Source organism: Cytobacillus sp. BC1816, assembly GCF_051353635.1.
Lineage (GTDB): Bacteria > Bacillota > Bacilli > Bacillales > Cytobacillaceae > Cytobacillus > Cytobacillus oceanisediminis_C.
Genome location: NZ_CP195611.1, coordinates 684,343 through 697,227, shown reverse-complemented (window position 1 = coordinate 697,227; position 12,885 = coordinate 684,343). Strand labels below are relative to the sequence as shown.

Below are 12,885 nucleotides of genomic sequence, written 5' to 3'. Positions count from 1 at the left end.
ATTTTTACATTAATACGAAATTATTACCTCCAGGTATAGTTTGAAATCCCCTACAACTATAGATGTAGAATTATAAGGAGCCTAACTTCCTTATTAAATAAACCTGCCCCGTTAGATAAGTAAGAAAAAAAGCCGCCATTAAGCAGCTGGATGTTAAAGTAATGCATCCTATAGTTTAAGTGCATTTCTTTACAAACTTGCTTTTTTCAACTATATTTATCCAGGAATATTTACAATAAAAAAGCGTTAAACCCGCTTGGATTAACGCTATTACTATACATTTAGTTCAAAATTTTTATTAAACCCATTCTTTCCCATATTCACGAATGAATTGAAGTTCCTTTTGATAATGTTCAAAATGTCCTTCATCGATCATTTTTTGAAACGCCATATCGCCATCTACTGCTTTCCTTTGCATGGTTTTACATAAACCTTCTACTCGGAGCAACACCATCTCTAAAAAACCATTTCCTATCCCCTTTATACCATAGGATTCGAAAAATAATTTAATCCTTTGTTTTATACTGTCGGCATCCTTTAATGGATCATAATAAACTGCCTCACCTGTTTCAGTATGATAAAGTCTACTTAAAGGAACGCAAGTGTATAGAGTATAGGCTATATCCCAAAGTCTTGGACCAGGAGCAGCAAGATCAAAATCAATAATCCCTACTGGCTTTTCATGATTAAAAATAATGTTATAGATGGCAAAATCATTGTGACATAGCACCTCTATTGGCTGAGGCGTGTTATCTATTGGCTGCCAATTCTCGTCGATTGGAAAATTACTCACTGCATCATGATAGAGACGAAGCATTTTCGCTATCTCTATTAAAGCATCATTAGACCACATATATTTCTTTAAAGGATAATTACCAGCTTCTCCTTCAATAAATGTTAATATCTCTCTATCTTTTTCATCAATACCTAAAAACTTCGGTGCATAGTCGAATCCTTCACTTTCTAAATGCTGATATAACTTATGGATTTTTACACTATTAGGTTTTAATTCTCGTCGAACAGTATCTCCCGAACGATATACTTTTGAGACATTTCCTCCTGTTAGCATTTTTTCGTTTTCGTACTGACTTTTCATTAGAATTCCCCCTATTTAGGGACGTTATGACTGTGTCAATTGAGATGTATTTTTACCCATAAATAAAAACAGATATATAAGGATATCTGCTTGGCAATGGGAATTTAATTGTCCACACCATGTATCCCTTGAATGATTTCAGATAGACAAATAAACGCATCCTTAACGATCAAGGACCGCACCCTGTCTCTATCCAATTAAATAATCATTTCAAGGTATTCCACATGTGTAATCTAGATTCCCCTTTCTTTTACATCTCTTTAAACTATACAATACCAAATATTAGTAATTCAATAAAGGTAATGTGATCTGCCCCGTTTGTTCAAAAGAAAGGCACCCTGTTGCATTAAGGAGCTACCAATTCAACTTTAATCCTATCAGGGTCTTCAAAATATACTGCGTAATGATTATATCCTCCAGCAAATGGATGTTTGTTTTTATAAAGGATATTTATCCCTTTTGATTCCAAAATTTTCGTAATTTTATTAACGTGAACGCGTGATTCAGCATAAAATGCTAAATGATTCATACCTACTCGGCATCTATGATATTGAATATCAAGGAAACGTTCCTCTGCCTGCACAAACACAATATAGGTTTCACCTAGTCTCCAGCTTTGCCCTCTATCCCATTTTTGAAAAGAACTATACCCTAATTCCTGAAGAAACCATCCCCAAAATTCTACCGATTTTTCCAAATTTGATACGTACAACTCGATATGGTGAAGCAATCCTTTTGACAAATTAATCCCTCCAATATCAATCAAAAAAATCTCACAAAAATAAGCTACCGTGTTGGCAGCTAATCAAAAAATTTAAATTAAGATACTTAACTTATATTTCAACTTCTTTTTCAAATATCCTTGTTCAACAAGCCCCTTAAATACAATAAGAGCTGCATAATAAAGGATAAGCCTTATAAGCTTATCCCTGTTACTTCCTTATCTATTAATGAAGGTAATTCTAAGATGGATTTTAAATTAGGACTTTCTTTATAAGGTAGCATATCAATGCTTCCTATTTTAGTAGCAACATCATACTCTCCAATAACAGTGTCTAATAATATAAAGGCAGCATTTTCCCATTCTTCAAAATCAGAGTCATAGCCTCTGAGAAATAGAACAATGTCTAAAGTATCACCATTTTTTCTGTAAGTGAAATAAACATCATCAGGCCCTAAACTTATATCCTCATATTCTATAGTGGATATATCATCAACAGCACTTTTTTGGCGAAAGGCAATTATTTTAAATCCTTCAATTCGGGGTGCATTTTCAACAAGGTCAATGACGTCTGGAAAGGCAGACAAGATGCCATCAGCACTTATTATAAACTCTCTCTTTCCTTCAATAAAATCTGCACTAAATTCAAATGCTAAATCTTCATTTATCTTAGATAACTGTTTGCTTAGTTTGTTGAACAATGAATTTAAATTTTCTTCTCTTAACCGATAATAGTCTTGTGAATTCTTTTCAAACCAAATCCAGAAGTCAGCAACTGTATAGTTTTTTCCAAAGAATTTTTTGAACATGGTGTCCATCCTTTATAAGTAATTTAAATAATTATACCCAAAGAAAAGTTAAATTAAAATAAAAATTTTGGAAACATAAGATAGATATTCCTTTAACTAAAAAAGACAGGATTTCTCCCGCCCACCCACTTTAAATAACCATACACTACCTTCAAACTCACAGTTTACTCATAAGAAATTTTCTGTTCCACTAAAAGAATTCCTTTTTTTCGAGACGTACCCTTTCACTAACCTCCCTCTATAAAAGAAGAAAAAGCCGCCATGTTAGGCAGTAACTAAGGAACCTGTACGCCCAGTTATGGATTTCATCTATAAAGGACAATATTGATTTACTATTTTTAAAAGACGCTCTGAGTTCTCAGACGGTACAATCTCCGACAACCTTGCCGCCGCAACAATTGGTGCCCATTGTAACACTTCATCTTTTACCAAACCACTTTTCTCACAGTAAAGCTGCAAATACATCTCAGCAAATTCATGTGAAAATTGAGAATATAAAAGATAGGTACGGTAAACGTCAGCACAAATATCCCCTGCACTGGAATCCACCCAATCAATTATAGCCACGTTGTTATCCGACATAATTAAATTAAACAAATGATAGTCTCCATGACAGAGCCTACTCTTAAATGTCATCCTATCTAACCTTTGTATTAAAGTTGACTTTTGCTTATTATCCAAAATATTAGCTGATACAATCTGACGGCTTAATTTTTCAGTCATGTTTTCAATCGAGTGAGCCTCAACCTTATGAATTTTTTGTTGAATGTCAACAGAAATATTCATGTAATATTCTGCTTGCTCCATGTTTTCGGAAAGAATATCACCTATTGATCTACCCTTGATATATTCCATTATTATAGCTTGTTTTCCATCTATTTTCGTAAGATCTATTATTTTGGGTACGGAAAGTCCACACGAATAAGCATATTTTTGCTTTTCGCATTCAATATGAGATTCCGTTTCGGACAAGTAGTCATTAAGTACTTTATAAATCCTGTTTTTATAGAGATAGATTTTTGCTGTATTTCCTTTTGCTATTGGAGTACCTAAATTCATTTGTATCTCTCCTTAAATCCCTAAATTACAACAACTGGAATATTACATTCCCTCCCCTATCTTTAGAATCCTTGTAAGCTTGGAGTTATACACAAGGGATTTTTGTGATAAATAGAGAATTACCCTTATTATAAAAGGCTATAAAGAGAAAGGTGTTTTATGGTAAAGACTTTATATATTATAATTCTTTTATTAGTTTCAATCGTTGGATGTAGTAATCAGGAAGGGGAACAAGTTAATATTGAGTTTGAAAATAAACTAATTGTCGAAAAACATACTGGAACAGAGTGTCAATATGTACAAATCAAGGAGATAACAGAAAGAGAAACAGTTGATATTGTTTATAAGATTTTCAAGAATGCAAGATGGGAAGGTGCTAGTGACAAGAGCACATATCCTGACTTTAGGATTAACGATAATTATGCAATTTGGATACTTTTACCTGATAATCGAATTAAAATGAGAATTGAAAGTTTAGATAAAAACACTTTTCTATCTGAAAAAGACTCAAAAACTTTATATAAAATTATGACAGACGAAAAGCTAGTTGATTATATTCACTGAGCTTTTTTTATATTTGATAAAATAACCTTAAAGAAAAGCTACTAATTTAGCAGCTGATCTTGAATATTAGCACCCGATAGTTTAAGATGCAATCTTTAAGTTGGAGGTCTAAATCATTTAAAGTCCCATTCAATATTTATCTGATTTTCTCGGCCAACTCTAAAATAATTCCCTCTGGACCACGAACGTAGCATAGCTTATAACTTTCTTCATATTGCTGTATCTCACTAAAGATTTCCGTGCCCTTCGTTTTCAATTTTGCAACAATAGCTTCAATATCTTCAACAGCAAAGCAAATATGTCGGATGCCCAGCGTATTTGCAAATGGCCGCTGAATACCTTTTTCATCTGACGGCGTATAAAATTTGACTAGCTCTATCCATGCCTGGCCACCTGGCATCCCCAATCCTACACAGGCTGTTTTAACATCATTAAGCCCAACTATTCTATCCAACTGTTTTCCATCCAATTCCCATTCCGCTTGCACTTCAAGTCCTAAATCAAGAAAAAACGCTTTAGCCTCTGAAAGATCATTTACGTTTATACTCACATGATCTATTCTATTGATCTTCATATCTCATACCTCCTATATTCCTGTTATTTTCAATACCTATATTCGTGTAAGGTTTGTTTCAAATTCTAATTCGCTTAAAACAGAAACCCTTCAAGCTTTTAATTTAAAGCATGTGTCAGATATAATATAATCACATTACTCAATAAGATCACTGCTACGGAAGCCACCCAAACAAATGCTGATGGCTGAGTCCAATATTTTGGATTTCATTGAAATCACATAAGCATATACTATGAAGCAACCACCAATAATAAGAACTACGTTTTTGGTTATTGTGGACTCTGGAAAGATTTTATCCATTATCGTTAGAAATACCATTCCGAGAATAAAAAAAAGGTTTATAAAAAAAAGGTTCCTTGTTTTCATACTATTTCCTCCTAATAATAATGCAAAAATAAACTGCCTTCTTTCTTCCATGGACCTAACCCTTTTTAATATTCTTCAAATTATTTCTAATTCCTTTTTTTTACTAAATTCCAGTTACTTTAAGTGGCAGTATCAGGAAAAAGGAAATACCAAAATTTAAAAGCCCAATTATTTCAAATCTAATCATTTGAAGAAATGAGATATTCCACAATCTGGCCCAATTGTTGAAAAAAGCTACTGACGATTGTTCAACTAAACTGCCCTATAGTTCAATAAAGAAAGCCACCTGGATGGCAGCTGGATCTAAAAGTAACGCACCCCTTAGTTGAAGAAGAAGTTTTATTTAATTCTCTTGTTGCATTTTCTTATAGGGGTAGCATCAGGAAAATGCGGATTTACAACGATAAGGAAATTCCAAATTAAAAGCCCAACTTCTCTGCAAAACAAAATAGAGAAAGTGAGCTTTTCAGTTACTTCATTATTTTTATTTGAACTAATATAAAACTGCTAAGTTGATTTTTTAGCTCAGCTATTTATTGAATTCATTAACTGGAAGAAGTATTCAGGTTTATGAGTCTTATTTAGGTTATACCATGAATGTAATGTGTCGGGTGCAAATACATCTAATTTTTTCAGTACTTCCATCGTAAATTCTAGAGGTGCTACTCCTGATGCTGTAATCAAATTCTCACCAGATACCGCCGGTCTCATCTCATAAAATTTTTCTCCTTTATAATTAGGACAGACCATTTTAATATACTCTAAGTCATTGCTTGTGTGTTTTCTAGAATCTAAGTATCCCACATTCGCAAGGGCCTCAGTTGCACCACAAATTGCAGCAACAATAGTGCCGAGCTTTAAGGCTTCGCCAATTTTCTTCATGATTGGTTGATGAATAACTTCTCGCCAAGTAGTTCCTCCAGGCAAAACTAAAAGATCTTCACTCTCAAGAGTACACTCATCAAGGGAAATATCTGGTTTTATGCTCAGTCCCCCCATCGTAGTAATCATTTCTTTATTAGCTCCTACTGTAACTACTTTTAAAGGTACTATATCTTTTTTGAAATATCTTCCTGTATTTAGTTCGGCAATTAAATATCCATATTCCCAGTCTGACATTGTGTTAAATACATATAGATAAACTTTTTTTGTTTGCATCCAATAACACTCCCAATCACAATTTATATAGCAATTATAAGATAACTTCCCTGACAGCTAACGTCAGGGAAGTTATCTTACTTGATGAAATTTTATTAATTCCGACAGAACTTCAATAAGTCTTTTCTTTAGACTTATTGGCTCGATAATTTGAATAGATTTACCGTACGGTAAAAGTAAATAAGGTATATATGTATGTACTATATCTTTTTCAAGAAGGAAAACTGCTTGATTTGAATTTCGTTCATGTAAATAATGTCCTAAAAACCAATGTTGGCAAACATCATTCAGCGTACTTTCATTTCCATTAATAACTAAAGAAGTAATCCCTTCCTTATCCTCTATAGTTGGAAGGAGGTTTTTCATAAAAAAGTCACGTGCTGAAAAATTTTCTGGCCGGTTAAACTTATTTTCGGTTAGCATTAGACTTTCAATTCGATCTACTCTAAAACTACGGATATCATTCCTAAGATGACAAAATCCAATCACATACCACTTATTATTCCAATAGATAATTCTGTACGGATCGACCAATCTATAATTCAATTGCTTTTCGCCACTTTTATGGTAAAGAATTTTTACTGAGTACCCGTCAGCAACGGCCTGCTCCAACTCCTTCAAAAAAGGTTCCATAGAGAGTGAACTTAATCGACTTATTACTTCAAGACTAGTTAAATGTTGATTTATCTTTGTTTCCTGCTCTTGATTTGAGTATTTACTTAGTTTTGAAATGGCCCTATTTAGTGCTTCACCTCCATAGTATCCGGCTTCTTCTGCAAAAACAGCAGCGTGAAATAGTGAAGTTTGCTCCTCAAAATCAAAAAAAAGAGGAGCCTCAATAAAGTTGTTCAATAAAGTGTATCCACCGTTATGTCCTGGTTCTGAAATTATAGGTACGCCACTTGTTGAAATTGTATCAATATAACGATACACAGTCCTTATATTCATCTCTAACTTTTCTGAAATTTGTTTTGCAGTAATTTTTTCACCTGAACGAAGCATCCATAGAATTGCTAACATATTGTCAATTTTAGGCATATAATTCCACCTCTATATGTAATTTATTTTCTAACAACTTATACAATTCCTTCATAAGGTCCTTCTACACAGTTTGCACCTATCCAGAAACGAAAAACTTCTTTAACTATCCTGCATCTTATGTTTAATAAGGATTTTCTACAAAAAGATCGTTTCCTCTTCCTGGGTCAACGAACCTTTGCTTCATGTGTATTCATTTGTTTTTTAGTTTTCTAAGAGCTTTATCCAGTATTAGACCTAATAGAAACCAAAATAATACAGTCAAAACATTAATTACACTCATTGGAATATCAGAAGGATGAGTAAAGTTTACTACAAACCAATGTGTTTCAATTAACCAAAACGGTGGGCTTGTTAAGAACATAAGCAAGTTTTTATCATCAAAGCCCAATAGGTTAAAAAGACAAATAGAAATAGACAATATCAAAAGCCAAAAACTAAAATATCTATATATCTTCATTATTCACTCCACCTTAACTTTATTAGTGTAAATTTACACTAATTATAACGCAATGGAAGAATATGAGAATAAAATTCTTACAGAAGTCTATTTTCTTATTAAACTATCCTGCATCGTTACTTGAAAAAGAAAAAGGCTTCACTCCAAAGTGAAGTAAAGCACCTCGTTACTTATAAGAAGGTAAATTATTTTATATCTCTCAATTGACCAGATGCGTAAAATGATCCGGCCATCTGCCGTCAGGTTTCTGCAAGAGAACGACTCACAAAAAATTACACTTCTCCCACTGTGTCCTTGCTCGAATTGTTCCTTCTTTACTTATTAGCGTAGTACTTGTTATACACTCTCATCTCACAATCATCGTTATCTATGCATAACCAAAGTTTTATCTTTTTTTCGTTTCCGTCACCTTCGTCAGTAGTTACCGTCTTATACTCAATCTCTTCCTCGTTTGTGTTCCCGCACTCATAACATTCTCTAGCCATTTCATTCATCCTCCTATTTTTTTACTTTAATAGTCTTTCTTTAAGAATTCGAAACTTTAACACTAATAGATAAAAGTACAACTGTTGAAACAATGTCTTTAGCAAAATACACATAATTTAGAACCCCTAAAATACCAAAATCAAAGGCAACATATTTATGAAAAACTTCATTTTATCCCCCAATATCTCTTTTTATAATAACATAATTATCCAATTCCCATTTAATCCTTCTTAAACTCCCTCAGTTTAATACGATTTACTCACGAATGCTCGCTTATTCGCAGGATTTCATCCTCCATGGATATATATTTCTAAATTGAAAAGAGTAGATTCTGGACAAATGGCTACGTGAAGACATAGTTAAATAGAGGAGTAGGATTATACTCCAAATTCTACCATATGATGTACTTCTCCACGCCAGCCCTTGGAGGCTTTCCCTCCCATGTCTCAACGGGTCAATTGCCCTCTCATTCCTTCGTCATGCCTATCCAAGGGGTGGAGGCCAGTTATGCTAACCTGATGGGTCAGTGCCCTTTTGTTGAACAAACCTGGTACTCCGTACATATTTGAAATCCTGCGAATAAGCCAACACTCGATCTTTAAAAATATAAGGGGTAAATGATTCACTTCGAGAAAAAGTGAATTGAACTACGCTGCCAACTCAGTTAACGGCTGGACCTTCTTGGCACAATAAGCTTCGTTTTTTCGCGCTATCCCTACAAAGATCCTAGCTAACTTCCCGATCAGCTTCATTATAGATTTCATTTTTTTCATTTTCTTGACCTTAACATTATTCGAGTGGAGGGCTTTAAATTCTGGGTTGTTCATTACCAGGCTCATAGTAGCTAAATAGAGGAAACGTCTTAACCTTGATCTTCCACGCTTTGAAATGATTATTTGCCCTTTCCACTTCCCTGAACTGGCTTCGGCTAGATGGAGTCCTGCATGGCGAAGTAAAGAGTTGCCGTGTGAAAAACCACTTAAATCTCCTGCTTCCCCTAAAATACCAGCTAACGAAATTTCACTAATTCCCTTAATCATAAGTAACTTATTCGCGAAAGGAATTTTAGGTAGTTCATCCTTGATTGCCAGCTCAACTCTTTCAAGTTGTTGAATCGCAAGGTCATACTCTTCGAGTAATTGTTCAAGATGAAATTTATAAGCTTCTAATGCTTGCCTTGTACCAACTGATTTCCTGGCTACATTGAGGAGTAAATAGGCTTTCTTTAATCCAGGCTGTCGCTTCATCAGTAACTTCCACCCGGCCACGATCTCTTCAGGCTTCATGGAACCCAGTTCCATCGGAGATGGGAAAAGCCGAAGTGTTGCGATGGCCCCTTTAGCAGTGATGTCTTTAAATACTTGTCTAAGCTCGGGGAAGACAATATCCACCCAGCGATTCAATTGATTAATCGAGCTTACAAGCCTCTTAACAATGACATCCCGATTCGACATGAGTACCCTGAGCTTTTCAAACGACTCAGAAGTATCCCTTACAAAGGCATAGTAACCGTTCTTCACCATATCGGCTATTACAAGAGCGTCTTTTTTATCACTCTTTGATTGGGTATTATCACGGTTTTCTTTATTTCTTTTCACCAAATGAGGGTTAACTGTCACTACCTCAATATCTTGTTTCATCAGCCATTTAGAAAGGTTAATCCAATAATGACCGGTAGGTTCCATACCAACTATGGCAGCCTCAAGTTTATGTAATCTTTTAATGCTATTAATCCAGATTAACAGGGACGAAAATCCCTCTTCGTTGTTTGGAAAAGTGATTGGATCTCCTACTACAATCCCACGGAAATTCACTGCTCTGGCTACGTGAAATTGTTGTGCAATATCCACACCAACCACAAGATGTTTATCAGTAATTCTTTCTATTAGTTGATTTTGTTTGTCCACATTTTAAACTTCATAATAAGGGTTCCTCCTAAGTTTGAGTTAGAGTCGTGTCTTACTCATATCTTACTGAGGAGCCCTATTTTTTTCAAAGCTCAAAAATAACGATCTACAGGAATGCTAACCTGCCCCGTTACTTCAATAAAAAAATAGATGCCTCAATGCTGCCTTTATTCTATACTCTTGCAAATACTACATGAAGAAATTTATTGTTCATGCAGAACAAACACTCAGCACATTTTATTCAAGTAATATTGCCTCATCCCCAACACTTACCTCACCACATTGTTCAACTTTTGCCCAAACACCAAACATCGCATCATGATTAGTTACCAAGGTTTTCAATATTCGAGCATCCTTCTGTAGTTCCTCCTGAGGATTGTTGACCATAATGCACCTTTGAAGTGGGGCAACAATTTTCAGGGTTACACTTTTTCCTACTTGAATTAGTCGATCCACCCATTCATCCTCAAGATAACCTGTTGCTTCTGTTTCGATTAACATGTTTGCTCGGAATCGGCGAGGGTCTACTATTTCTCCTAAATCCTTACTTAACATTTTTAACGCTGAGGTTGTGATGATACTTATTGGCCCTTCATCGAAATGTGATATTGACTCTTCCTTTGCCAATGTTACTGGAAACCCTAACAACTCACTTAATGCTTTGTTTACCCCTTCCTGATCACCTCTATATTCTGTTCCATCGGGCATAGTTAATAGAGGGGTGTTCCTCTCATATCTTGCTTTATAGTTAAATAAACTTTCCATCTGTTGAAAGCGTCGTGTAGTTTTACCACTGCCAAATTTTCCATTCTCATTTTTTATTGCCCACAAACGGTCTCCAAGTATGCCACGGCTATCAACTAGGGCAGAGGATAAAGACTCCCCCAAAATTGATTTCACAGGAAACCTATTGATTTCTTTGACTCTTCCTATACGATCCTTCTTTTGATTCAAAGTTTATCCCCCCGTATTTGTCCCAAACTGCAAGTTAGTACGATTTACTCTCCTGCTTTTTATTTTATATCTCTTTAAACTATTCCTTGTCCTTCACCAACTAACCTGCCCCTTTAGCGCAAAAAGAAAAAGCCGCCTTGTTTGGCAGCTGATTTTGAGCATAAGCACTTTTTTGCTTAAGTACAAGTATTCACAAAGTCGTTAAAAAGATAAAAAATGGTAGCTTCGCAGCATTACATTTTTCTATCTATATTCTCAAAAAACATTGCTGCCGTGGCCGTTCTTTCTTAATGGGTTTCCTTTGTCTTAGGAATTAGGAGAGGAGTTTTCCGCCGCTAAAGAATCTGAACTTCCACTTTTCAGAATTTCATTGATTTCGCCAGCATCGCCTTTGGCATTTATTATTTCAAATATCTGATTCAGCCCTTCGCTAGTTTCCTGCTCATTGTTTTTCATTCGAATCCCTCCTTATTGAATTCATTCATTATAGGTTTTCCAACTCTCTCTCCTATATCCAGAGCAAACACTACTTTTTAACTCACTTCACCATAAAAACCCATAATTGTTATGGAAGGTTTATATAAAGTTTTAATAACTTTATTGCTTCTTCACTGCATATATTGATTAGCTTAGTGATATCTTTTGTATCAATAATTTATGCCCATCCCCAAACAGTCTCCATTCCATTTAAAATTGCTTTTGTCCATTTACATTAATAATCCTGTGAAATATCACCCATAAACTTTGTACCACTAAACAAAAAGCAAAAGAAAAATAGATGGTATATCCATGTTGATAGTGCAAGATCCCTATGTAGTCAGAGAATCGCTCTATTCCAACACTTATTAACGCCCATATCAAAATGAATAACGGAGAAAAGTTTGGCTTTATATTAAAGAAGTCATATATATAAAAGAATAGATAGCTGAATGGTGCATACATCACATGAGATAAAAAATCCATCAATTGAAAGGAAGAATTATCATTTAAATCATAATAACTAACTGGCAGCACACTTAAAATGTGATCGAAAAAGAAACCAGTAAACACGCCACATAAGAGTATAGTAACATCCTTTAAAAGTTGGCAGATACATGTAGTATTCCCAGAACCCATAACAACATTTATAAATATAAAGAAACCGAGAAAGAAACAACTCTATTCCCTCCTTTACTAACCTGCCCCATTAGTTAGACAAGAAAAATAGCCGCCTGTTGGTAGCTTGATGTTAAAGTTAATTCCTTGTCTTGTAAGTTGTTATGATTTACGTTTGTGTTTCTCAAAAACTATTTTTTTGTTAAGTATTCTAACTTCTCCAACCATAAGCAATCTCATATCCTCTGCAATATACTTCGCTAACTCCTCATCAGTTATGTCGTCACCATCAATATCAAGACGAAAATCCTGTCCTTGTAATCCACCGCCATTAGTAAACTCGATTTCAAAGTCAAATATCACTCTTTTATCCATTTTTAATTCACCTCATATTAGTCTCGGGTCGATATTATATATATTCCTGTTTAATGAAACCATTCCCTTCTTGAACTGCCTGCTCCATTTGTACAATAAAAAAAGGCCGCCAAATGGCAGCTGAATCCCTATATATAATGGATAATATTTTTCATAGCCATATGCGCAAGCATTTTCCAGCAATCCTTTCTCTCCAAGATTCCCTATCCGCCTCGTACATATT

13 protein-coding genes and 1 pseudogene are annotated in these 12,885 nt (G+C 34.7%); 1 reads left to right on the top strand and 13 read right to left on the bottom strand.

Annotated elements, in window-relative coordinates; genetic code table 11:
* Positions 1–298 precede the first annotated feature (298 nt).
* From ACR42H_RS03805 to ACR42H_RS03790, 4 genes are all read right to left on the bottom strand, one after another.
* Complete coding sequence (locus ACR42H_RS03805; RefSeq protein WP_436374766.1) at positions 299–1,096, bottom strand: phosphotransferase; 798 nt, start codon at positions 1,094–1,096, stop codon at positions 299–301.
* 346 nt (positions 1,097–1,442) lie between these two features.
* Positions 1,443–1,838, bottom strand: coding sequence for a VOC family protein (locus tag ACR42H_RS03800; protein ID WP_436374765.1), 396 nt, complete (start codon positions 1,836–1,838; stop codon positions 1,443–1,445).
* Between the two features lie 173 nt (positions 1,839–2,011).
* Complete coding sequence (locus ACR42H_RS03795; RefSeq protein WP_436374764.1) at positions 2,012–2,626, bottom strand: hypothetical protein; 615 nt, start codon at positions 2,624–2,626, stop codon at positions 2,012–2,014.
* 309 nt (positions 2,627–2,935) lie between these two features.
* Positions 2,936–3,685: a phosphotransferase family protein gene (locus tag ACR42H_RS03790; protein ID WP_436374763.1), complete on the bottom strand. Its 750-nt coding sequence runs from the start codon at positions 3,683–3,685 to the stop codon at positions 2,936–2,938.
* Positions 3,686–3,844: 159 nt separating this feature from the next.
* Here ACR42H_RS03790 and ACR42H_RS03785 point away from each other — a divergent pair, with 159 nt between their 5' ends.
* Entirely contained in the window at positions 3,845–4,249 is a 405-nt protein-coding gene (locus ACR42H_RS03785; protein WP_436374762.1) for a hypothetical protein, read from the top strand.
* Between the two features lie 136 nt (positions 4,250–4,385).
* On the opposite strand, the gene ACR42H_RS03780 is transcribed toward ACR42H_RS03785, so the two are convergent.
* The 9 genes and pseudogenes from ACR42H_RS03780 to ACR42H_RS03740 all read right to left on the bottom strand — a co-directional run bounded on the left by ACR42H_RS03780 (position 4,386) and on the right by ACR42H_RS03740 (position 12,662).
* The gene (locus ACR42H_RS03780) at positions 4,386–4,823 is read right to left on the bottom strand and encodes a VOC family protein (protein WP_113884108.1); all 438 of its coding nucleotides are present in this window, start codon (positions 4,821–4,823) and stop codon (positions 4,386–4,388) included.
* Between the two features lie 891 nt (positions 4,824–5,714).
* A complete protein-coding gene (locus ACR42H_RS03775; protein WP_436374761.1) occupies positions 5,715–6,347 on the bottom strand; it encodes a type 1 glutamine amidotransferase family protein in 633 nt (210 codons plus the stop codon).
* Between the two features lie 72 nt (positions 6,348–6,419).
* The gene (locus tag ACR42H_RS03770; RefSeq protein WP_436374760.1) at positions 6,420–7,385 is read right to left on the bottom strand and encodes a helix-turn-helix transcriptional regulator; all 966 of its coding nucleotides are present in this window, start codon (positions 7,383–7,385) and stop codon (positions 6,420–6,422) included.
* A 193-nt stretch (positions 7,386–7,578) separates the two neighbouring features.
* Positions 7,579–7,845, bottom strand: coding sequence for a hypothetical protein (locus ACR42H_RS03765; protein ID WP_436374759.1), 267 nt, complete (start codon positions 7,843–7,845; stop codon positions 7,579–7,581).
* 314 nt (positions 7,846–8,159) lie between these two features.
* A complete protein-coding gene (locus ACR42H_RS03760; RefSeq protein WP_197028398.1) occupies positions 8,160–8,330 on the bottom strand; it encodes a hypothetical protein in 171 nt (56 codons plus the stop codon).
* Between the two features lie 648 nt (positions 8,331–8,978).
* Positions 8,979–10,252: pseudogene (locus ACR42H_RS03755) on the bottom strand (IS110 family transposase).
* A gap of 223 nt (positions 10,253–10,475) precedes the next feature.
* Positions 10,476–11,192 (bottom strand): MOSC domain-containing protein, encoded by a 717-nt coding sequence (locus ACR42H_RS03750; RefSeq protein ID WP_436374758.1) that lies wholly within the window; start codon positions 11,190–11,192, stop codon positions 10,476–10,478.
* A 306-nt stretch (positions 11,193–11,498) separates the two neighbouring features.
* A complete protein-coding gene (locus ACR42H_RS03745) occupies positions 11,499–11,648 on the bottom strand; it encodes a hypothetical protein (RefSeq protein ID WP_436374757.1) in 150 nt (49 codons plus the stop codon).
* Between the two features lie 801 nt (positions 11,649–12,449).
* Positions 12,450–12,662 carry a cyclase gene (locus tag ACR42H_RS03740; protein ID WP_113884116.1) on the bottom strand — a complete coding sequence of 71 codons (213 nt, stop codon included), beginning with the start codon at positions 12,660–12,662 and terminating at the stop codon, positions 12,450–12,452.
* Between the last annotated feature and the right edge of the window lie 223 nt (positions 12,663–12,885).